The sequence below is a fragment of the Dethiosulfovibrio salsuginis genome, from assembly GCF_900177735.1.
GTDB lineage: Bacteria > Synergistota > Synergistia > Synergistales > Dethiosulfovibrionaceae > Dethiosulfovibrio > Dethiosulfovibrio salsuginis.
The window spans coordinates 78,542-101,178 of record NZ_FXBB01000003.1; the positions used below are offsets into that span (position 1 = coordinate 78,542).

General features: G+C 54.4%; 22 protein-coding genes and 1 pseudogene. 19 read left to right on the forward strand and 4 right to left on the reverse strand.

The annotated features are described in order from the left end of the window. Window positions 1-4 precede the first annotated feature (4 nt). The 4 genes from B9Y55_RS02525 to B9Y55_RS02540 all read right to left on the reverse strand — a co-directional run bounded on the left by B9Y55_RS02525 (window position 5) and on the right by B9Y55_RS02540 (window position 5,056). The gene (locus B9Y55_RS02525; protein WP_143340783.1) at window positions 5-1,444 is read right to left on the reverse strand and encodes a sodium:solute symporter family protein; all 1,440 of its coding nucleotides are present in this window, start codon (window positions 1,442-1,444) and stop codon (window positions 5-7) included. A 331-nt stretch (window positions 1,445-1,775) separates the two neighbouring features. Then, window positions 1,776-2,657 (reverse strand): shikimate dehydrogenase, encoded by an 882-nt coding sequence (gene aroE / locus B9Y55_RS02530; RefSeq protein WP_085543781.1) that lies wholly within the window; start codon window positions 2,655-2,657, stop codon window positions 1,776-1,778. Between the two features lie 5 nt (window positions 2,658-2,662). Continuing rightward, entirely contained in the window at window positions 2,663-3,436 is a 774-nt protein-coding gene (aroD, locus tag B9Y55_RS02535) for a type I 3-dehydroquinate dehydratase (protein WP_085543782.1), read from the reverse strand. Between the two features lie 3 nt (window positions 3,437-3,439). Continuing rightward, window positions 3,440-5,056, reverse strand: coding sequence for a Na/Pi cotransporter family protein (locus B9Y55_RS02540; RefSeq protein WP_085543818.1), 1,617 nt, complete (start codon window positions 5,054-5,056; stop codon window positions 3,440-3,442). Between the two features lie 163 nt (window positions 5,057-5,219). Between B9Y55_RS02540 and B9Y55_RS02545 the strand changes: the two genes are divergently transcribed. From B9Y55_RS02545 to B9Y55_RS02635, 19 genes and pseudogenes are all read left to right on the forward strand, one after another. Further along, window positions 5,220-6,398, forward strand: a complete 1,179-nt coding sequence (locus B9Y55_RS02545) for a MalY/PatB family protein (RefSeq protein ID WP_234986105.1) — start codon at window positions 5,220-5,222, stop codon at window positions 6,396-6,398. A 173-nt stretch (window positions 6,399-6,571) separates the two neighbouring features. After that, a pseudogene (locus tag B9Y55_RS02550) lies at window positions 6,572-7,000 on the forward strand (DUF1254 domain-containing protein); the annotation flags it as partial. Window positions 7,001-7,408: 408 nt separating this feature from the next. Then, complete coding sequence (locus B9Y55_RS13420; protein ID WP_234986107.1) at window positions 7,409-7,855, forward strand: DUF1214 domain-containing protein; 447 nt, start codon at window positions 7,409-7,411, stop codon at window positions 7,853-7,855. Window positions 7,856-8,006: 151 nt separating this feature from the next. Beyond that, window positions 8,007-8,798 (forward strand): ABC transporter permease, encoded by a 792-nt coding sequence (locus B9Y55_RS02560; protein WP_085543786.1) that lies wholly within the window; start codon window positions 8,007-8,009, stop codon window positions 8,796-8,798. A 5-nt stretch (window positions 8,799-8,803) separates the two neighbouring features. After that, a complete protein-coding gene (locus tag B9Y55_RS02565) occupies window positions 8,804-9,724 on the forward strand; it encodes an ABC transporter substrate-binding protein (RefSeq protein WP_085543787.1) in 921 nt (306 codons plus the stop codon). A gap of 23 nt (window positions 9,725-9,747) precedes the next feature. Then, entirely contained in the window at window positions 9,748-10,005 is a 258-nt protein-coding gene (locus tag B9Y55_RS02570; RefSeq protein WP_085543788.1) for a (2Fe-2S) ferredoxin domain-containing protein, read from the forward strand. Next, window positions 10,002-11,750, forward strand: coding sequence for a [Fe-Fe] hydrogenase large subunit C-terminal domain-containing protein (locus B9Y55_RS02575; RefSeq protein ID WP_085543789.1), 1,749 nt, complete (start codon window positions 10,002-10,004; stop codon window positions 11,748-11,750). The genes B9Y55_RS02570 and B9Y55_RS02575 overlap by 4 nt, the downstream gene beginning before the upstream one ends. A 2-nt stretch (window positions 11,751-11,752) precedes the next feature. Continuing rightward, window positions 11,753-12,928, forward strand: a complete 1,176-nt coding sequence (locus B9Y55_RS02580; RefSeq protein ID WP_085543790.1) for a SpoIIE family protein phosphatase — start codon at window positions 11,753-11,755, stop codon at window positions 12,926-12,928. Window positions 12,929-12,950: 22 nt separating this feature from the next. After that, complete coding sequence (locus B9Y55_RS02585) at window positions 12,951-13,241, forward strand: NADH-quinone oxidoreductase subunit NuoE family protein (protein WP_085543791.1); 291 nt, start codon at window positions 12,951-12,953, stop codon at window positions 13,239-13,241. Continuing rightward, window positions 13,216-14,664 (forward strand): 4Fe-4S dicluster domain-containing protein, encoded by a 1,449-nt coding sequence (locus tag B9Y55_RS02590; RefSeq protein WP_085543792.1) that lies wholly within the window; start codon window positions 13,216-13,218, stop codon window positions 14,662-14,664. Before B9Y55_RS02585 ends, B9Y55_RS02590 begins: the two co-directional genes overlap by 26 nt. Window positions 14,665-14,822: 158 nt before the next feature. Beyond that, window positions 14,823-15,956, forward strand: a complete 1,134-nt coding sequence (locus B9Y55_RS02595) for an ABC transporter substrate-binding protein (RefSeq protein ID WP_085543819.1) — start codon at window positions 14,823-14,825, stop codon at window positions 15,954-15,956. Window positions 15,957-16,040: 84 nt separating this feature from the next. Continuing rightward, a complete protein-coding gene (locus B9Y55_RS02600) occupies window positions 16,041-16,922 on the forward strand; it encodes a branched-chain amino acid ABC transporter permease (protein WP_085543793.1) in 882 nt (293 codons plus the stop codon). A gap of 3 nt (window positions 16,923-16,925) precedes the next feature. Then, on the forward strand, window positions 16,926-17,786 hold the full coding sequence (locus B9Y55_RS02605; RefSeq protein ID WP_085543794.1) for a branched-chain amino acid ABC transporter permease: 861 nt from the start codon (window positions 16,926-16,928) through the stop codon (window positions 17,784-17,786). Beyond that, window positions 17,783-18,553 (forward strand): ABC transporter ATP-binding protein, encoded by a 771-nt coding sequence (locus B9Y55_RS02610; RefSeq protein ID WP_085543795.1) that lies wholly within the window; start codon window positions 17,783-17,785, stop codon window positions 18,551-18,553. Before B9Y55_RS02605 ends, B9Y55_RS02610 begins: the two co-directional genes overlap by 4 nt. Beyond that, the gene (locus B9Y55_RS02615) at window positions 18,553-19,278 is read left to right on the forward strand and encodes an ABC transporter ATP-binding protein (protein ID WP_085543796.1); all 726 of its coding nucleotides are present in this window, start codon (window positions 18,553-18,555) and stop codon (window positions 19,276-19,278) included. Before B9Y55_RS02610 ends, B9Y55_RS02615 begins: the two co-directional genes overlap by 1 nt. 111 nt (window positions 19,279-19,389) lie before the next feature. Next, entirely contained in the window at window positions 19,390-19,740 is a 351-nt protein-coding gene (locus B9Y55_RS02620; protein ID WP_085543797.1) for a hypothetical protein, read from the forward strand. Between the two features lie 25 nt (window positions 19,741-19,765). Continuing rightward, window positions 19,766-20,770: a helix-turn-helix transcriptional regulator gene (locus B9Y55_RS02625; RefSeq protein ID WP_085543798.1), complete on the forward strand. Its 1,005-nt coding sequence runs from the start codon at window positions 19,766-19,768 to the stop codon at window positions 20,768-20,770. A gap of 327 nt (window positions 20,771-21,097) precedes the next feature. Next, on the forward strand, window positions 21,098-21,508 hold the full coding sequence (locus B9Y55_RS02630) for a hypothetical protein (RefSeq protein ID WP_085543799.1): 411 nt from the start codon (window positions 21,098-21,100) through the stop codon (window positions 21,506-21,508). A 106-nt stretch (window positions 21,509-21,614) separates the two neighbouring features. Further along, window positions 21,615-22,604: a helix-turn-helix transcriptional regulator gene (locus B9Y55_RS02635; RefSeq protein ID WP_085543800.1), complete on the forward strand. Its 990-nt coding sequence runs from the start codon at window positions 21,615-21,617 to the stop codon at window positions 22,602-22,604. Window positions 22,605-22,637 lie beyond the last annotated feature (33 nt).

Genomic DNA, 22,637 nt, shown 5'->3' on the forward strand with positions numbered 1-22,637 from the left:
AACACTATCCCCTTTCAGGTTCTGTTTTCTGCATTATACGACCGGCCGGGCGACGGTCGACCAACGCGACCAGCAGAAACACGGCGATACAGACCGGCCACTCCAGGTATATGACGTGAGACACCACGTGGCTTGCAGGGAAAAACGTCCAGGCCGCCCACACCAGAAGCGACGCTAGGATAGTCCAAAATCCCGACCCCCTCCGGCAGAGCGAGGGGACGAACATGTCGGCCAGGATTAGCAAGGTAAAGGAAGCAGTCACGGCCAGAGCCGAGGTGAGGGTCTTCAGGATCCCCACGATGGACAGGGCCATGAAGAAGGTGAGGACGCTCATGACCAAGACGCAGACCCTGGAGAGGGCGATCTCCTGGGAGGAGGTCAGCTCCTTTCCCTTCAGGAAAAGGGGCTTAACCAGGTCCTCTAAGGTGAGAGTGGCGCTTCCCAGCAGGAGCCCTACGGCGGTGGAGATATCCGCCGCCCACAGTCCCGCCAGCAGGAGCCCCCCTATGGCAGGGCTTATGGTGGTGACCAGAGCTGGCAGAGCCATAGCGGAGTTCTCGAGGCCCGGGAACTTAGCGGCGGCCATCACACCGAAGAGGGCACAGAGAAATCCGACAGGCAGAATCACGATTCCTCCGAGGATAAAGCCTAGCCTGGCGGACCTCTCGTCTCTGGCGGAGAAGGCTATCTGGTTGATGGCCTGGACCGAAAAGGCCTGGGTTATCATGACCGCCATCCAGGCACAGACCATGGCGATGCCTATGCCGGAGGTCCAGTCCAGCCAGATGTCCGAAGGGGGAAGCTGGGCCACTATAGTATCGAAACCACCGAAGTTGGACGACGCGCTGATCAGGGCGGCTATTATTCCCCCGTAGATTACAACTACGTTTATGACGTTGACCAATCCCCCTGCCAGGTAGCCCCCTATGAGGGTGACCCCTATGAAGATGACCGCCGTAGCCATCATTCCGGTCTGAAAGGTAAACACGTCAGGGAGCAGGGCGGTGAGGACCGCACCTCCTGCGACGTACTGAAGTGAGGTTATGACCATCTGGATCATAAGCTGTGCCACCGCCCCTAGGACTCTGGCACCGGAACCGGACATACGGCCCATCATCTCAGGAACGGTCCTGACGTTCATCCTCCGGAAGAAACCGGCGGCCACAAGGCCCACTGCGATTCCTGCTACAGCCCATGCGGCGTTATACCAGCCAGCGGAGAGCCCTTTAGTGTAGGCGTTCTGGGCAACTCCGACGGTGGAGGCCCCACCTACGGCCAATCCAGCGAGCATGGCGGCCACAACCACAGGAGGCAGGTTTCGCCCCGCCAGAAGGTATCCTATGGCCCCTTTCACCTCGCTCTTTTTCTGCATGTCCAGAGCCTTGAACGAGACACCGAACAAAAGCGCTATGTAAGCTATTAAAATAACAAGCTGAATACTCACCTAAAAACCCCCTCTCTTCCCCAAACCAGGCGACAACCGCCTGTCCTCACCCCTAAACCGCACCCACAGAGACGCCGTCCCCCTTCCGAAAAGACAAAAAAAGGGGACCGATCTCCCACGAGAGACCGATCCCCGGAAAAGCCTACGACGCCTAGACGTCGGTCCTCCCGAGAGGTCCCACGCATCTAAAGTAATAGCCGTACCAGAAAAGACGATTTTTAGATAAAGACGTCACCATGTGGCGCTCCTTCCGCGACTTGGTCGCTATATACGGTTGGGGAGTTTTATACCACTCTAAGAGGGGTTTTGTCAACGAAAAAGAACAGAACCATTAGACCTCAAGGAACTGAAGAGCAGCATCGGTCATGACCTTTACGTCGGGCTCTTTTCCACCGGTCCAGCGCCTGAATGCCTCCGCTCCCTGCCATATGGTCATCCAGTAGCCGACCAGGGTCCTGGCTCCCTTAGCCGCCGCCTGACGAAGCAACTTTGTGTCGTCAGGGACGTAGACCAGATCGCAAACCATATGGCGGCTCTCTAAGTAGGAAGTATCGAAAACCGTGGCATCGGTGTTTGGAGCCATGCCCACGGAGGTCCCGTTTATGATCAGCTCGTTTTCCTTCAGCAGCTTTGGGATATCCCTTTCATCGGTGGACTGGATCTTGCATACATCGGACCTATAGCCATTCAGATCGCTGGCAAGCTTTTGGAGCTTATCGTGGCCCGATGGCCTGCCCCAAAGGGTGATGGAGCTAAGCCCAGCGGCACAGAGAGCGAAGGCGACCCCTCTGGAGGCTCCACCGGCCCCGAAGAGAAGACAGTGTTTTCCCGTAGGATCGTATCTCCCCTGTTCCTTGAGGCCGTGGACAAAACCGATTCCGTCGGTGTTGGAGCCACATAGCTTGCCGTCCTTCCAGTAGACGGTGTTGACGGCGTTGCAGAGAGAGGCTATCTCGTCCAACTCGTCCAGATATTTTATGATTTCCTGTTTTAAGGGCATGGTGACGTTTAGCCCCTTAAAGCGGAGTGATTCGAGGGCGGGAATAACCTTAGGAAGCTCCTCCGCCGTAACCTCGTAGGGAGTGTAAAGGGCATTCATGCCCAGTGACTTGAAGTTCCCGTTGTGCATCGCCGCGGACAGGGACTTTCGAACAGGGCTTCCAAGGAGCCCGAAAAACTGGGTTTCCGCCCAGGGGTTATTTTTCTCTATCATAAAGCTCACCTCCCGTAGATAAGGCCAAACGCCGTCCTCACCGCATCGACGGAGGGCTGTCCTGGAGCGGAGGGAGCCCCGCCAACGGCGAAGGTTAGGTCAGAGCCGTATAGACCGCCGACCAGCCTGCTGACCTGCCCCAGGGCTCCCATTGACATGGTAATGAGAGGGATGTGAGGGAAATCCCTGCGGATCGCCAGGGTAGCCTCGAACACCTTGAGGACGTCTTCCTCCGAACGGGGCATCAGAGCGACCTTAGCCACGTCCGCACCAAAACGAATCTGGGTCACCATCTGGGAGTAGATAAAGGACGGAGAGGGGGTCCTCTCAAAGTCGTGGAAGGAGACGATAAGCCCCACTCCGTGGGCCTGAGCACTGGCCTTTAGCTTGGCAAGCTTCTCGTAGCCGTAAGACAGCTCTTTGTCCACAAAGTCCACCAGTTTTTCCTCTATGGCCATTGAGTAGATACGGTCCTTGACCGATTCGGCTACCTCCTTTATGCCTCCCTCCCAGTGACCTCGACAGGTCAGTATAACCGGCATATCCCCGATGGCTGAACGGATCTCTCTGATAAAACCGACGGACAAGTCCAGATCCTCCACCTCGTCCCAACCGTCTATGCGAATCTCAACTACGTCAACACCGGGAGGTAAGTTGCTCACCTCTCCCATGACAACCTCGGATGTGGCCCCGACAAGAGGGACACAGATCAGAGGAACAGCGCCGCCTAAAAGCCGGTTCCCAGCCTTAATAGGCCTTGATGGCGCAGGACGGTCCATGACCTAGACCCCTTTCTTATGAAGTCTCTTCATATCCTTCACTATGAGGGCCAAATTGTGGGCGTGGTCGCCGATCCTCTCGAAGTTGCTGAGTATGTCGATAAAGACCACACCAGCGGAGGGGGTACAGTTTCCCTCGTTCAGCCTATGGATGTGGTTCTTTCTCAGCTTCTGCTCCATATCGTCCACCTGCTCCTCAAGGACGTCTATTACCTCGTGGGCCTTGGCCAGGTCCTCCTCCTCAACAGCCTCGAGGCTGAGGGTCAACGAGCGATGGACGAGACCGTACATCTCCAAAAACTCGGTCATTCCCGTGCCGGAGAAAGACAGTTTATGCTCCAGCTTAAACTCGTACATCTCTATCAGGTTTTGGGCGTGATCTCCGATTCTCTCTATATCCCCTAGGCCGTTGATATAGGAGGACAGGACCTGAGATAGGTCGCTGGAGATGTGTCGCTCCCAAAGTTCCGAGGCGTAGGCGGCGATACGATGGGTCATCTCGTTTACGATCTTCTCCGTCTGGTTTACCTGCTGGATCATCTTAGGATCGTTGTTCACAAAGCCTTTCCGCACGTCCTCAAGCATAGTCAAAGTTATGTGCCCAAGCCGGAGGACCTCCTTACGGACGGCGTCAGCGGCAGCCGCAGGAGAGGCGGACAGAAGCTTAGGATCCAGATATTGAGGACCTGAAAGCTGTTCGTCAACGTCGGAGGGTATTATCTTTCTGATCAAAGCCACAAAAGCCGACGTAAAGGGCAGGAAGATAAGGGTGTTGGTGACGTTGAATATAGTGTGAGCGTTGGCTATCTGTCTGGCGATGTCGCCGGAGGTCGATACCACTATATGTTTGTAAAGAGGCATAGCCGCCAGGAATATACAGACCCCTATCAAGTTGAAGAGGACGTGCCCCGCCGCCGCCTGTTTGGCGGACCGACTGGCCCCTAGAGAGGCCAGAATAGCTGTGATAGTGGTCCCAAGGTTATCCCCCATAAGTATAGGTATCGCCGAATCTAGCGGAAGAAGACCCTGAACCGCCATAGCTATGGTTAGACCTATAGTCGCGGAGCTGGACTGTACCAGCATAGTAAGCCCCGTCCCTGCCAATATTCCCAAAAGAGGATTGTGACCGAAGGCCAGGAAGATATCCTTTCGACCTCTGAGAAAACTCATGGACTGCTCCATGTTGGTCATGCCGAGGAAAAGAAGCCCAAAGCCGACCATACCGTTTCCAAGATATTTCTGTTTCTTTGTCTTTCCAAAAACCGCCAGAATCATCCCTATACCGACGATAGGCAGGGCAAAGTCCTTTATCTTGAAGGCGATCATCTGAGCGGTGACGGTAGTCCCTACGTTGGCTCCCATAATGACCCCTACCGCCTGCTTTAGGGTCATAAGACCGGCCTGAACGAAACTGACCGCCATGACGGTAGTACCGCTGCTGCTCTGGATAAGGATAGTCACCAGAGTCCCTATGAGAACGCCCTTCACGGGAGTGCTAGTCAGAGAGGAAATCAGCTGCCTGAGCCTGTCTCCCGCCAGGTCCTGTAGGGAGTCGCTCATAAGCTTGATACCGTAGATGAAGAGCCCTAGCCCCCCTAGAATCTGAAAAAAATTCGCCATACTCACTGTACCAATCCTCCGAACGGAAATGATATCGACACATATAACCCCAGTGTATTGTACTGGTAAAACCGTTTTTTGTGGTGTAAATCCGGCGTATCCTCTATTTTCGAGATATAATAGCCCTCTGGAAAACAAACGTCCCAAAGGAGCTGAGTTTAAATTGAATAAAAGATACGACTTCGATGAGATCATAGAGAGACGTGGAACGGACTGCGAAAAGTGGGATGGCCTGGAGGATACCTTCGGGAAACCGGACCTTACCGCTCTCTGGGTGGCTGACATGGACTTCAGAGCCCCTAAGGAGGTCATCGATGTCCTTAAAAAAAGGGTCGAACACGGCATCTTCGGCTACACCCGATACCCAGACAGCTGGTATCAGGCCTTTATAGACTGGACGATCCGCCGTCATAAGTGGCAGGTGAAGAGGGAGTGGATAACCCACTCTCCAGGTCTCGTCACAGCTATGGGAATAGCCATCAGGGCCTTCAGCGACCCAGGGGACAGGCTGGTCATCCAGCCCCCAGTGTATCACCATTTTGCGGAGGAAATCAGGCTAAACGACAGGATTCCCGCATTAAACCCCCTTAAGTACGGGGACGGAAGGTTCTCCATGGACCTTGAGGACCTGGACGAGAAGCTAAAAGATGCCAAGATGATGTTCCTCTGTAGTCCTCACAACCCAGCGGGAAGGGTCTGGACGGAGGAGGAGCTTAGAGCGGTAGCGGACCTCTGCGTAAAGCACGACGTCATATTGATAAGCGACGAAATACACTGCGACGTAGTTTACAAAGGCCACGTACATCGGCCCATAGCCTCCATATCGCCGGAGATAGAGCAGCTATGTGCGGTCTTTATGGCCCCGAGCAAGACCTTCAACATCGCCGGATTTAAGGCCTCAGCGGTGGTCATACCGAACAAAGACCTGAGGGAGAGATATAACTCGGCCCTCTCTACCCTCCATCTCGAGGGCGGAACCTGTATGTCCATACCGGCCTTCGAGGCGGCCTACAGCTACGGCGAGCCCTGGCTGGAGGAGCTCCTCGTATACCTGGAGGGAACGGTGGACATGGTGGAGAATTTTCTTGCAGAGGAGATTCCCTCTATCTCCCTGGTGAGACCGGAGGGTACCTACGTTCCCCTGATAGACTGTCGCTCCCTGAAGATGGACCCCGATCAGCTTCACAGCTTCCTGATCGGAGCGGGGGTAGCCATGAACAGAGGGGCAAACTTCGGCATCGGAGGGGAGGGCTTCGCGAGACTGAACATAGCCACTCCCAGATCGGTAGTGATGGAGGGGCTCAAAAAGATAGCCTCGGCGGTCAAAAAACTGGACCGCTAAGACGGTCAGGAGGCTGGAGTATGGGACATTTTAAAGGACTTTGCTGGTTGCTTCTTCTGTCGGTTCCTCTGTTCTCCTTAGGGGCCTGGGGCAACGGCTCCACACAGAACCGTCTGGACACCCTCTCCGAGGGCTATATCTTCAGCTTTCCTCTGGTCACCATGTCGGTGACGATGAAAAACGCCACTAACACCGTGGAGGAAACGACAAAAAAAGCACCGATAAACAGGTTGCACCACGCCGAGAGACTGGCCAGTGCCGCCTTTCGTGAGGTGGTCACGCCGAACGTGGACACCCTCTACTCTCAGGCCTTTATAGACCTGAAAGACGGACCACTGGTGTTCGTAAAACCGTCATCGGACCGCTACTGCTCCGCCCAGTTTCTCGACGGCTGGACCAATTCGGTGGCAATAGCGGGATCCGGCGGCACGGAGGACGGCGAGTCGGAACAGGTGTGAATCCTCCTGAGGACCGACGACGACACCGTGGTCCCGGAGGGAATGAGGGAGGCCCGTTTTTCCGGCAACTTAGGCTGGATAATAGGCCGAACTCTGTGCAGGGGAGAGGAGGACATGGAAAACGTCCGAGCCATCCAAAAGGGCATGAAGCTGTTGCCCCTGGCGGCATACCTCAGCGGAGAGACCTACGTTCCCCCTGTAGGCACCTACGATCCTAAGCGCGACTACGTCCCTGTGGAACGAGTGGTGGGAATGACGGCGGAGGAGTTCTTCCACGAGGCGAACAAGCTCATGTTGGACAACCCCCCGGTCGCAGAGGATACGCCAACGGTGGAGAAGCTCAGGGCTATAGGGATCGGGCCAGGGCTCTCCTTCGACCTCTCGGTCTTGGGATCCGATCCCAAGAAAAGAGAAAAGACCTGGAAAGAGCTATTAGCTAAGGTGAATCAGAGGATAATAGAATCCAGTCAAAAGTTCCTATCCCACTGGGGACCATGGCGATACCTAGGGGAACCTATAGCCCAGTTTGGGACGGAGTACGACTACCGTGCTATGGTCGCCCTTAAGGGGCTAGGGGCAAACCCGGTCTCCGCGGCGATCTACGCCAGTTCCAAAGTAGACTCTAACGGAGATCCTCTGAAGGCGGGCGAGCGCTACAGGGTCCGTTTCAAAAAGGGGGCACTCCCTCCGGTTAAAGGGGACGGTTTTTGGTCTATAACCGCCTACGGCGACGACAGCTTCCTGATACCTAACGAACTGGACCGATACTGCATAAACGACCGGACACCGCTGATCTTCAATCCAGACGGCTCGCTGGAACTGCTACTTCAGCCCGAACCACCTAAAGAGGACGATCCACTTAAGGCCAACTGGCTTCCTACAGGGGACCAGGGATTCCACCTGTTTTTACGGATATACTGCCCCGACAGGGAGAGGATAGGCGGAAACTGGGAGGCTCCCAGCATATTTAAAATCGATACCGCTCCCACCGCACAGTAAAAAGTCCACACAAAGATGCCCAAATCTGCCTAGATTGGGGCATCTTTGTCTTTTTCTCACAAGCAAGACTTATGGCTCACGTTGACAAATTCGAGACAGAGTTTATGCTGTAAATCGTTATCCAGTATGCAAAAAACAGAAGAGGAGAGCCATGGATATTCATTTAAAAAAGGCCCTATCAAAGTCAAAAGGCGGCCTGAGGGGCCTGATCGGTCCCTCTATTCTGCTGTTTTCCTGGTGGCTTGGCTCCCATAAGGCCATCTGGAACCCCTTCATAATTCCGTCCCCCGAGAGCACCGTCCAGGCCCTCATCTCCATGATAGAGGACGGAAGCCTGATCGACCACGTAGCGTCCAGCACTGGAAGGATATTGAGTGGTTTTGCAATCGCTCTCGTTACAGCGGTTCCCACAGGGGTGCTTTCAGGGCTCTCTCCAGGATTTAGTGCCTATTTTTCCTCCTCTTTAAGTTTTTTAAACCATCTCCCCCCTCTGGCCCTTTTCCCTGTGCTCATGCTCTGGTTCGGCATAGGGGAGCCGTCTAAAATAGGGGTTATTTTCCTGGCCTCTTTCTTCCCGATCTACCTGAACACCATGGAAGGGGTCAGGACGGTCAACAAATCTCTCGTCGAGGCATCCAGGTCCTGCGGAGCATCTACCTGGAGGACCTTTATCCACGTGACCTTACCCTGTGCTGTACCGGGAATTATAACCGGCATGAGGGTGGGCCTAAGTTACGGCTGGAGATCTCTGGTAGGGGCGGAGCTGGTGGCCTCGTCGTCGGGACTGGGATTCCTCCTTCACAGGGCGGAGGTATTCTCCAGGCCGGATATTATGGCCGCAACCCTTATCACCATGGGAATCTTAGGGATCCTGCTCGATAGAGCTATTGGGTATTTGACTATGAGCGATTCAGACTACATGGAAAGACTGAGAAGGAGGTAATTGGTATGTCCAGGATCAAAAGGCTTTTGACCGCGGCGATTTTTGTGATAATATTCACTATACCCTCTCAGGGCTCGGAAAAGGTGGGTATCTCGGTGATAAAGGCCCTTATGAACGTCCCAACGGCGGTGGAGCAGGAATTGGGGCTGTTTCAGAAGCACTTCGGAGATAAGGTGAACCTGTACTTACCGGAGCTCTCCGCAGGTTTTCGACAGGCTCAGGCCATGGCTGCCGGTCAGATAGAGTTCGCAAACTGTATGGGATCGACCTCTCTGCTGGTCGCCGCCTCCGGTGGACTGGATATCAGGATACTGTCCGTATACAGCCGATCGCCAGAGGTATTCAAGATCCTGGTAAACTCCGATCGGATCACCTCGATATCGGACCTGAGAGGGAAAACCCTAGGTGGCCCTATGGGGACGGTGCTCCATTTTCTACTGGCCTCCGCCCTAAAACAGGAGGGCCTTTCCCTTAAGGACGTCGAGTTTATCGATATGCCCCACGACAGGGCGGTTGCGGCGCTCCTGTCAGGTCAGATAGACGGAGCTCTGGCCACCGGCCCTGTTGCCCTAGGTGGAATTAAAAGGGGAGCCAGAGAACTGGTGAACGGAAAGGGATTGATAGGAGGTCTGGCGCTGGTGGGGGTGAGCGGCAAAACCGCCAGAGAGAGGCCCGACCTGGTCCGTTCCTTCGCAGACGCCCAGAAAGATGCGGTGGAGGCCATAGCACAAGACCCCCGCTGGGCTTGGGGGCTTCTATCCAGAGACTCTATGATCTCTAAGGAATTTATAGAGGCCACGATGGGGCTGTACGACTTCTCTCCGGCAATCACCTCGGAGGACGTAAAAAACCTGGAGGAGGAGGTAGTCTTTCTACAGGATCTATCCATAATTGGGGAGATAGATCTAAATTCGCTGATACTTTAGAGGCGACAGGGGGAACGATCGTCATGAAGCAGCACACAATAGTTATCTGTATGGGGAGTTCGTGCTTTTCCAGAGGTAACCAGGAAAACCTCCAGAAGGTGAAGGATTTTCTGGAGAGAAACAGCCTTACCGACAAGGTCCTGTTAAAGGGGAGCAGATGCGAGGGAGAGTGTCTGAAAGGACCTAACATGACGGTGGACGGAAGGATATTCAACCGAATCTGTCAGGATAATATAGACGCTATTTTGACCGAAGCTCTACTAGGGGGGCAAACTCTATGACCTCCGCAAACAGAGACCCCAGTTCTTTCGCCATCTACACCGTGGAGAACGACTGTCAGGATTGCTACAAGTGCGTCAGAGGGTGCCCGGTAAAGGCCATAAAGGTGGAGAACGGCCACGCCCAGGAGATAGCCGACTCCTGCATAATCTGCGGCAGATGCGTCGAGATATGCCCTGTAGGTGCAAAGAGGGTCAGAGACGACGTGACCCCCGTAAAAGAGCTGCTTAGATCGGGAAGACCGGTCTACGTATCGCTGGCCCCATCCTGGGTCGGTGAGTTCGCCGGGGTGTCCCCCAGCCAGATAGTACAGGCCATAAAGGCCCTTGGCTTCAGAGAGGTCGGAGAGACCGCCCTGGGAGCCCAGGAAGTATCCGCCTCTTTGGCCCGATTTTTACGTCACGCCGGACCGGGGCTTTACCTCTCCACCGCCTGCCCGAGCACGGTGGAATACGTCATAAGATACCTGCCCCACCTTTCCAACTGCCTGACCCCTGTGGCCTCCCCTCTCCTGGCCCACTGTAGGATACTTCGTAAACACATGGATCCCGAGGGAGCGATGGTTTTCTTCGGGCCCTGTATAGCGAAAAAAGAGGAGGCGGACACCCATAAAGAGCTCCTGGACGGAGCCCTGACATTTCAGGACCTCAAAAACTGGTTTGAGGAAGAGGGCGTAGACCCTAGGTCATTTAAAGACAACTCCCCTCGATTTTTTCCTCTAGACGCCGAGGAGGGAAACCACTACCCCATAGAGGGCGGCATGATAGAGACCATAAAGGCCTCAGGCGACTTCAGCCACGTCAGGTTTTTGACGGTATCGGGAATATATTCTATAAAGAAAGCTCTGGACGCTGCGGACCCCTCTAAGCTAACGTCACCGGTGTTCATAGAATGCCTTACCTGTCCTGGAGGATGTATAAACGGCCCAGGCTCGTCGAAAGACAGGGACGGCCTATCACGATGGGTGGACGTAAAGGAGTTCGCAGGACCTCTGGATAAAGCAGCTGGCCGGACTGAGACGGTAGTCGTAGCGGAGGCCTACGTGCCGGAGATACCGGCGACAGGGGACATAACGGAAAAACAGATCACCCAGGCGCTGTTTACCGTGGGGAAGAGATCTAAAGAGGACGAGCTAAACTGCGGAGGATGCGGCTACGACACCTGCCGGGCCTTCGCCAGAGCGCTGGTCCTAGGCAGGGCGGAGGACTGTATGTGCGTCTCCTACATGAGAAAAAAAGCCCATAAAAAGGCTAACGCCATGTTGAGAAGCATGCCCTCCGGGGTCGTCATAGCGGACCAGGACCTTCAGATAGTGGAGTGCAACGAAAGGTTTGCAACCTTTATGGGAACGGAGATCCAGAGCCTCTACCAGGTCTCCGACGGCCTTAAAGGTGCCCAGCTCAACAAGATAGCCCCCGCCTTTGCCCACCTTATGTCCGGTGTCCTCGAGACCGATCAGGACGTCCACTACGACCACTTCCGGGTGGGAGATAAGCTCTTCGAGATAACCGTATTCTCCATAGAGCCCCACTTCACCGTCGGGGCGGTGGTCCTCGACGTCACCAGGAGGGAGATCCGCAGGGACCAGATAGCCCACAGGGCGGATCAGGTGATTAAGAAAAACCTGGCCACCGTGCAGGAAATAGCCTGCCGACTGGGAGAGCATATGGCGGACACCGAGATCCTCCTGAGGGAAATAGCCGAGGGCTACGGCTCCGAAGGCGATATGCACGAGGAAAACAAGTAGCCATGCAGGGACCTCTTTTTCTGGAGATAGACGTAGCCCAAAAGGCCAAGGAAGGTCAGTCCATATTCGGAGACACCTTTATGAGCCAGCCAGCTCAGGAGAAAAACCGAATAATATCGGTTCTCTCCGACGGTCTGGGAAGCGGCGTTAAGGCCAACATACTGTCCTCCATGACAGCCAGCATGGCTTTAAGGTTTATAGCCAGCGACATGGACTTTCTCCACTCCGCGGAGATAATGATGGAGGCCCTTCCGGTGTGTCAGGTGAGAAATATCAGCTACGCCACCTTTACCATAGTGGACAGCGTTTTAAAGGGCTGGACCAGAATCATAGAGATGGACAACCCAAAAACCATCTTCATCCGGGACAACCAGATCCTCCCTCTGACCTATCGGGAGGTAGAATCCCCAAGGTGGAACAAGCGAAAGATCCTCCTGAGCGAGATACTGACCAAGCCGGAGGACCGAATAATACTCCTGTCCGACGGCATCACCCAGTCGGGAATGGGCAGTTGGAGCTATCCTCTGGGATGGGGTGAAGAGGGCTGTCAGACCTTGGTCCTTGAGGTTGTAAAAAAGAAACCTTACATATCCGCCCAAGAGCTGTCGGAACTGATACTGGAGGAGGCTCTATCGAAGGAGCCTCTGAGAAAGGCAGGAGACGACATGACCTGCTCGGTCATGTACTTCCGACGCCCCAGAAACCTCATATTGCTCACCGGCCCCCCTTTCGCAAAGGATAAAGACGGCGAGTACGCCGCCATGCTCGAGACCTTCGAAGGATCCAAGGTCGTATGTGGAGGCACCACCGCCGACATAGTCGCGAGAGAGTTAGGCAGGGATATAGAGACCGACATCTCAACCGGAGCGCCAGGGATCCCCCCTCTTTCCATAATAAAAGGGGTCGACCTGGTCACCGAGGGAATTCTGACCCTCACCGAGGCGAACAAAATACTCAAAAACAACGAGGGGCTGGACAGAAACAACCCGGCGGCCAAACTAGCCAGACTCCTCATGGGGAACGACGTCATACAGTTCGTCGTAGGGACCAGGATAAACGAGGCACATCAGGATCCCTCCCTCCCGGTGGAGATAGAGATAAGGCGAAATATAGTCAAAAACCTCTCCAACACCTTAAGGGAAAAATATCTCAAAAAAACGTCCATACGTTACATATGATCTTTCAAGAGGGGGGAAACACATGAAGCCAGTAAAAGTAACGGTCTGTACAGGGACCACCTGCCATCTGATGGGGGCGTCCCAGTTTCACACCCTAAAGGACCACCTCGACGACGACGTAAAACCCTACGTCATCCTGGAGGGATCTCACTGCCTGGGGTTTTGCGGATCAAAGGACCTAGGACAGGCTCCTTTCGTCCTTTTAAACGGCACCCCCGTCGCCAGGGCGACACTGCCAAAACTGGTTAGATGGGTTGAGAAGATGGTAAGGGAGGAACCTTTCAGCGATGGAGAATGTCCTGAGATGCGATAACGAGGCCACCAGGTTCAGACGGGAAGTCCTGGTAAGAATAGCTTCAATGTGTTTCAACGATAATCTCGAAAAAGAGGTAGATCGGATACCTTACATAATGAGGCCCAAAGGGGACGAGTCGACCAGGTGCTGTATCTACAGGGATCGGGAGGTTCTGAAACATCGGTGCATGGCCGCCATGGGCCACAGGCTGGAGGACGAAGAGGACGACTTCACCCCTTTATCCCGTTACGCATCCATGGCCATGGAGAGGGAGAAGCCGGAGGGACCGGTCCTCACGGTCATAGACCTGGCATGCAGCGCCTGCGTCAAGAGCCGCTACATGGTAACCGACGCCTGTAGAGGATGCGTCGCCAGACCCTGCACACTCAAGTGCCCTAAAAAAGCCATAGTCCAGAGAAAGGGACAGGCGGTCATAGACCACGACGCCTGTATCGCCTGCGGCATATGCATGAAGGTATGCCCCTATCACGCCATAATAAGGATACCTATTCCCTGTGAGGAAGCCTGCCCGGTGGACGCCATATACAAAGACGAGATGGGAAAGGAACACATAGACCCGGACAAGTGCATAGCCTGCGGGAAGTGCGTCCTGGCCTGTCCCTTCGGGGCGGTGGTGGAGAGATCTCAGATAGTGGACGTCATAAAGGCCCTAAAAGGGGACCGACCGGTGATCGCCATGGCCGCACCTGCCATATCTGGACAGTTTCCCGGGGACACGTCTAAAGTGGTCGGAGCCCTGAAGGAGCTGGGGTTCGCCGAGGTGGCGGAGGTGGCAAAAGGCGCCGACGAAACCGCTAGATTGGAGGCCCTGGAGCTGGAGGAGTCTATCTCCGAGGGAAAGCTACTGACCACCTCCTGCTGTCCCGCCTACGTCGCGGCGGCGAGAAAACATCTTCCAGACCTGGCGAAATTCGTCTCTCACACGCCGTCTCCGATGAAGATCACCGCAAAGTGGGTTAAAGACAACTACCCAGACAGCGTGACCGTCTTCATAGGCCCTTGCACCGCAAAGCGGATGGAGGCCATGGAGGACGACGACACCGACTACGTTCTGACCTTCGAGGAGCTAGGGGCGCTTTTCGTAGCCGCCAGGATAAACGTCAACACCGTTGAACCCGGGGATTTCATCGACGACGCCGGCGCCGGTGGCCGAGGGTTCCCCATCAGCGGAGGTGTGACCCAGGCGGTCAAAGACCTACTTCCGCCGGATCTGGAGGTCAAGCCTCTGGCCATCGACGGTCTGGACAGAGGGGCGATGAAAACCCTGAAGCTCTACGGTTCGGGAAAGTGCCCGGGAAACTTTTTGGAGGTCATGGCCTGCCAGGGAGGTTGCGTTTCCGGCGCAGGGGTGATAGCGTCCCCAACGGTCTCAAAGAGGAAAGTCACTGAACTATCCCAAAAAGCCACCGCAAAGGGTTGAAGATCGGAGGTTCCCGCAAGGGAGCCTCTTTTGTTTATTCGGAAAAAACCACAGATAGTGCTTGTTTCTCCCCGAGGATCTGATACAATTTACACGGAACAGGGAATTATCTTTTTTCTCGAAAGGGGAGAGACAGAAACGTGAAGAAACTATCTTTGATGTTAGGTGCAGTAATCCTTTGTGTCGCCATGGCGACAGGGGCGATGGCGGAGGAAACTATCAAAATCGGGTACCTTGCGGCCCTCACAGGCGACTGGGCGGCCTACGGCCAGACCGAGAAAAACACCGCTATGCTTGCGGTGGACGAGATCAACGCCCAAGGCGGCATCAACGGAAGCAAGGTTGAGCTGGTGGTGTACGATTTCAGGGGACGCCAGGAGGACGCGGTCAACGCGGTCCGTCGTCTTCTGGAGGAGGACAAGGTCTCCGCAATAGTCGGAGCCAACGCCAGTGGCATCAACATAGCCACCGCCGCTCTGGTCAACAGGGCCAAGGTTCCTCAGATAGGAACGGTCTCCACGAACCCTATGGTCACAGTGGACCGCAAGGGCGACGTCAGACCCTACAGCTTCAGGGTTTGTTTCACCGACCCCTATCAGGGAAAGCTTATAGCCTGGTTCGCCGCTAAGGAGCTTGAGCTAACCAAAGCCGCCATCCTTTACGACATCGCCAGCGACTACGCCCAGGGACTTAGAGAGTTCTTCATAAAGAGCTTTAAGGATTACGGCGGAGAGACGGTGGCCGACGAGGCCTTCAAAGGCGGTCAGGACGTCGACTTCAGAGCCCAGCTCACCAAGATCCGCAACTCCGGCGCAAACGTCCTCGTCCTTCCCAACATGGGCAAAGAGATGGCCCTCATCATGAAGCAGGCCAGAGAGCTCGGAATGGACGACATAGTGTTCGTCGGCGGAGACGGTTACGCCGAGTTTATGTGGGAGATCGCAGGACCTGCAATGGAGAACTCCTACTGGATCAACCACGTTTCCCCAAGCGACCCCAACATGGCCAAGTTCTTCGAGGACTACAAGGCCAAGTACAACGACGAGTGTAAAGAGTTCGTCAACGGCATACTGGGCTACGACGCCATGTACTGGCTCTTCGACGCCATCGAGAGAGCGGGATCCAGCGATCCCGTCAAGATAGCCGAGGCCCTGTCGGCGACGAAGGACCTTCAGCTTCACCACGCTATCCTCACCGTCGACGAGTTCAACAACCCCAAGGACAAAGACGGCATCGTCCTTATAGCGAAAGACGGCAAGGGTCAGTTCTTCAAGAAGATCAAGCCCGAATAAAATCGTAAAGCTTTCAGACGGCGGACGGGTGTGCCGAGCACACCCGTCCTTTTTCTAGCGACCTTATGAGAGGAGGCAGTCCATTTGGCCACACTGGTCCAGCAGATAATAAACGGGCTTTCACTGGGATCTATCTACGCCCTTATTGCGGTCGGATACTCCCTAGTGTACTCGATACTGATGTTCTCCAACTTTGCACACGGAGGATTTCTGGTAATAGGCGGATATCTTTGCTACTTCGCCCTGAACTCAGCGGGAATGAACATCTGGATAGCGGGCCTAGGCGCTCTGGTAGGTGCCGGATTTGCGGCGGTACTCACCGAGAGACTGGCATATAAACCTATAAGAGAGAGAACCTCGGTGACCCTGTACCTCCTCATAGCCTCTATGGGTATGAGCATAGTTATCGAAAACGTCTTTGTAGTCATAGCGGGAGGACGGTTCAGGGCCCTTCCCCCGGTCATTCCTACCGACACGGTGAACCTCTTCGGAGGAGCTACCACCAGCGCCCTGGACCTCATATCCCTTGCGACAGCCTTCGTGTTCCTGGGAGGACTTCAAATTTTCCTGACAAAGACAAAATGGGGCCTCGCCATCAGGGCCGCCGCCTGCGATCTCAGGGTGGCGGGACTTATGGGAGTCAACACCAGCAAGCTAATATCACTGGTGTTCTTCGTCGCAGGCCTTCTCGCCGCAGTAGGAGGGATCTTCCTGTCCGTCCGTTACACCCTCTTCCCTCAGCTTGGGATGATAACCATTAAAGCCTTCGTCGCAGCGGTCATAGGCGGCCTCGGATCCCTTCCTGGGGCGGTAGTAGGAAGCCTTATCCTGGGCCTGGCGGAGATGCTCACCGCCGGATTCCTCTCCAGCCAGCTGAGAGACCTGGTGGTATTTTCCCTTCTGGTCATAACCCTAATAGTCCGACCTAGTGGCCTGTTCGGGAAAGACATCAGAGAGAAGGTGTAGCCTATGCCTGCATACGCTGAAGGGATTTTAATACTGCTCTGCATCAACGCCATCGCCGCTATGGGAGTGTCGCTGCTGACCGGCTTTACGGGCATATTCACCTTAGGACACGCCGCCTACCTGGCCCTGGGCTCCTACACCACCGCCATACTGACCCTCGATTACGGTGTGGGCTGGTTCCCTGCGGTTCTCGCCGGTGGAGTTGTGGCGATGGTCATAGGCTGCCTTATAGGTATACCTACCTTAAAGCTGATGGGGGACTATTACGCCATAGCCTCCATAGGTCTGGCGGAATCGATCAGGCTCATACTGGAAAACTGGCAGAGCGTCACCAACGGAGCCAGAGGGCTGGCTGGTATAGACACCTTCACCACCCTCCCTGTGGCAGGAGGATTCTTCGTCGTTCTGGCGATAATGGCCTTCTGTCTCATAGACGGCAGGTTCGGCAGATCCCTAAAAGCCTGCCGAGACGACCACGTAGCGGCAGGGCTCCTGGGATTCGACGTCGCAAGAATCAGGGTAGTAAGCCTCTCCATCTCCGCCCTATACTGCGGCCTCGCCGGAGGACTTTATGCGGGATTTATATCCTTTATTCAGCCTATGATGTTCGATATGCTTAAATCAACCGAGATGACCGCCGTCGTGGTCTTCGGAGGTCTGGGCTCCATGAGCGGGGCCATACTTGGCACCACGGTTATAACACTGGTTACCGAGCTGTTCAGACCTATATCCCAGTATCGTATGCTTATATACGGACTGGTCCTGGTACTGGTCATGGTCCTTCGTCCTGAGGGAATAATGGGACGAAACGAGGTCAGGGGCCTGGTAAGAAGGCTTTTCAAAAAAGGAGGTGAACGTTCATGACGGAGGTCCTGGTTCTCGACACCTTAAACAAGTTCTTCGGAGGCGTCCACGCCGTCAGAGACGTATCCTTCACCTTGCAGAAAGGGGAGCTGGCGGGGCTCATAGGGCCTAACGGAGCGGGCAAAACCACTGTCTTCAACCTGATAACCGGGGTCTATCCTCTGGATTCGGGACACGTCTCCATGGAGGGACAGGACGTAACGGGAATCCGAACCTGCGACGCCGTCGGAAAGGGCATAGCTCGAACCTTCCAGAACCTCAGGCTCTTCAAAGGCTCCTCGGTGCTGGAAAACGTCATGACCGCAGGCCAGAGGTATCACCCCTACTCCTTCTTTGAAGCTGCCACCCATATGGGAAGATGGCGCTCCACGGAAAAAGCCATAAGGAAGGAATCTATGGACCTGCTTGAGCGAGTCGGCCTGGCCAAAGACGCCGATAGAGTGGCGGACACCCTGCCCTACGGCCACCAGAGACGGCTTGAGATAGCCAGAGCTCTGGCCCTCCGCCCCAGACTCCTTCTCCTGGATGAACCGGCCGCCGGGATGAACCCCGAGGAGGTCCAGGAGCTAAACGTCCTGATAAAGAACATACACCGAGACTTCGACCTCACCATACTGGTCATAGAGCACCATATGGAACTGGTCATGGAGATATGCCCTCACGTCATATGCCTCAACTTCGGCGCCGTCATAGCCGACGGAACCCCTGAGGACATTCAGGGCAACAAAGAGGTCCTTAAAGCCTATCTAGGCGAGGAGGTGGAGTGATGGATAAAAAGCCGCTTCTGTCGGTCAGAGGGCTAGAGGTCAGCTACGGAGCCATAAAGGCCCTGCTCGGAGTCGACCTCGACGTCTACGAGGGAGAGATAGTCTCGGTTATAGGGGCAAACGGCGCGGGAAAATCCACCCTTATGAACGCCATCATGGGAGACGTCCCCCGCCAGGCCGGGACCGTCTCCATCGGGGACAAAGTCCTATCCTCCAAGAGCTTCCAGGTCGTGGCACAGGGGCTCTCTCTGTCCCCTGAGGGAAGAAAGGTCTTCACCACTCTGACCGTGGACGAAAACCTCATGATGGGGGCCTTCCCCAGAGATGACAGGTCGAAGATAGAGGCAACAAAGGAACACGTCTTCGAGCTGTTTCCAAGGCTTAAGGAAAGACACGGCCAGTACGCCGGAACCCTCTCCGGCGGAGAGCAGCAGATGTTGGCCATAGGCAGGGCACTCATGTCCGCCCCGAAGGTCCTCCTGCTGGACGAGCCGTCTCTGGGACTGGCACCTATCGTCATAAAGGACATATTCAGGGAGCTGAAGAAGATCAACGGCGAGGGCATGACCATTCTGCTGGTGGAGCAGAACGCCAGACAGGCCCTCATGCTCTCCCACAGGGCCTACGTCATCCAGACCGGAAGGGTGATCATGGAAGGCCCATCCAGCGAGCTTATAACCAACCCAGAGGTGGAGGCCGCCTACCTGGGCACCACAAAGCACTGACGAAAAAGTCTCGATTTCTCCGGAAATCGAGACTTTTTTTGTTCCCTCCGACATAACTTGTCGCATCTGCGGTGTAAACTCAGATCATCAGGATAAAAGGAGGAGATTCTGTTGACCCTTTTTGCCATCGATAGAGATCATAACAGGCTAAAAAACCGGGTTTCCCAGGAGCTGTCCGCTTTGAGGAAAGACGTTCAGGCCCTATCCCAGGGAATGGGCCCAACCATAGCGGGGAGAATAGACTGTAAAATCTGCTCCCTGAAAAACTGGCTGGATCAGGGGGACCAGGAGGACCGGTCTCAGGCTATAATGGAGGCGGAGACCTTAGAGTTAATCATGGAGATAAACCTCCAGAGAAAAACCGGACAGATTTCGACCCGGGACCTTAAGTCCATGCTGAACCGGACGAGGTCCATAAGCAGATCGATCCGATTGATCTCCTCCTATCGGGAGCTTGGCTAAACTATATCCTAAGGGGGACTCATAAATGCCCAAAGAGATGTCGTCCAGCAGAATAAGAAGGCTCAACTCCATAATGGAGAGGCTCTGCTCAAAGCCCGAGGTGGGAGGGGCAGAGCTCAGGGGCCTTAAGGGAAACTCGTCATCCAGGACCTTTCAGAGAGACCTTCAGTACCTCCGGGAGGAGTTCGGCACGGAGATAGATTACGATCCATCCCGGGACAGCTACAGCCTTTTAAACCGAGGATCTTTCGTTATGGTCATCTCCATAAACGAAGCACAGATACAAGGCCTGGCGGCAGGCATAAAGATAGCCTCCCACTTTCTGCCCCACCTGAAGGACGACCTTTCCGACCTATGGGGAAAGGTTTCCGCCATCGTACCAAATAGACTAATCAAACAGGGGGAGGCCCTGGGCAGCTCCACGGTGGTGGCCACGCCGGTATCCGCCGTAAACCCCAGGACCTTCCACCTTCTCATAGACGCCATAAACAAAAAGATCCCGGTAAGGTTCTCCTACACCTCTCCCTACGAATCGTCGCCGGAACCGAAAGAGAGAGTGACATCGCCCTGGGGCGTGTTCTTCCAGGCCCACGCATGGTATCTCTGGGCCAGCCATCCCAACGTCCCAGACGGGGTTACCTACCGGATCTCCCGAATAAACACGCCTCTCATGTGGCCTGACGGAGATTATCAGGAAAAGCCTCATGGGCAGGAGATCTCCGACTACGCGTCGTCCTGCTGGTACGCCTATCGAGGAGGCTCGGACGTGGAGATAGAGCTGAACATATCCCCTCCCCTTTCCCTGGTCATACCTGAGACCACCTGGCATCCCACCCAGACAATAGAGACGAAAGAGGACCTATCGGCGACCCTCAGAGCCACCGTCTCGGAGAACGCCCTGGGGTCCGTGGCGAGGTGGATCCTGGCGAGCGCGCCTTTTGTGACGGTGGAGAGCCCCACAAGACTGGCGGATCAGGTGGAAAAGCTGCTGGCAGACTTGGTCGACAAAACGGGGATGACACCTCGATAGATCTATAGGGAACCTCTAAAAACTCACTTTCGAACCGCCTCAGAGGGCACGTCCTGTGCCCCCTCGGCTTGGGGCGACGTCCTGTCGCCCCATTCGACTGCACGACGGCATGTCAAGTATACGGGCTCAAATGGGCTCCGTCGAAACGATCTCTCCAAGGATTAGAGTTTCTAGAGATGACTTATAGTAATCCCCGAATCGGTGCCCAAGGCACAAAAAAACCTCATACCCTATCCGACTTAAGAGGTCGCTTTCATAGCCTATCATAAACAAAACACCCGCTATATAGGCTTTCCGAGTGGGAGACAGATTGAGGAGGGGTTTTCTATGAACAAAGGACAGAGAACGGTCAAAGAGTGCGAGGAAAGACTTGAGGAGATCCAGGATCACCTGGCTAGACTAGCGGATATCCTTGAGAATAAAAAAGCGGAGAAAAAAAACAACTCCATAGCTTTACTTGAAAAACCAGATGAAGAGCCAATCCCTACGGCTAAAATCGAGGAAGCTGACGCCAAAATGAACAGGCTAAAACAAAAAATTAAAAATTTAGAAGTTAAATTGAAAAACACAGGATTACAGGAGGAAGACGTATACGAAGAGTTGGGTTTCATACTAGACGAAACTCAAAATCTCATAAAAACGGCTGGGGCCACCTTGATGCTCCTGGGACTAGGAGGGGCCATAACCCTTTGCTCCTCACTTCTGGGCGAAATAGATATTGACGAATGGCTCGACTAGGAAACAAAACACACAGATCAAGTAAAGCTAAACATTGCCTCCACGACCTTAAATGCTACAATCAACTTAACGCTTAAAAGGAAACAAGAAGGAGGAGGGAAGCCCTATGCCTAAAGACACATCCTCAGTAAAACTGGATCGACTTAATCGCCTTATGGGGATACTCTACTCGGGAAGGGCAGTGACAAAAAATTTAATATTAGATGAAATAGGATACACCACATCTCGAACTTTCGAGAGAGATATGGCTTTCCTCCGTGAGGCCTACATGGTGGATATAAGATACGACAGGCTCTGCGGAGGTTATATTCTGGAAGGTAGGGGATCATTTATCCTCAATTTCACCTTGCGGGAAAAGGAGATCCTAGCGCTAATCGCTGGGCTGAGAATGTCCTCTCATTTTTTGCCCCATCTGGATAAAGACGCACAAGAGCTATGGGCAAAGATGCGATCGTCACTGCCGGAATCCCTTCTTAACCAGGGAGATATATTAGGCCAGAGCGTCGTCCTGTCTCTCCCTGTATCCCAGATGGACCCTAGAGCCTTTGACACCATACTGGAGGCCATAAAGGATCTCAAAAACATACAGTTTTCCTATCGATCTCCCTACGGACAGGGAAATGCCACGACCAGAGTGGTCTCTCCTTGGGGCGTTTTCTTTCAATCTCACGCATGGTATCTTTGGGGTAGCCACCCGAAAGTTCCTAAAGGCGTGACCTACCGAATATCCCGAATAAAATCGATTATCACCTCACCGGACACCACATTTGCAAAACCGCCTGAGGGAACGGACATAGTGGGGCACTCCTCTTCAGGCTGGTATGGCTACACAGGAGACGCCTCCATACCGGTAAAGATAGAGATATCACAGCCTTTAGGGGATATCGTAAAAGAAACCTTATGGCACCCAACACAAAGCTTCCTCGACAGAGACGACGGAGTGGTTGTCATGACAGCCGAGGTTCCCGATATAGGCGCTGTCGCTCGATGGATAATGGCGAGCGCTCCCCACGCAAAGGCAAAAGAACCGGAAGAGCTAGTACAAAAGGTCGCAGAGCTAGCCCACGGCATGGCGAAGGAGCATGAAGTTCTTTGAACCGGAAAAAAGCTTGCCCTAGGGTTATAGAAA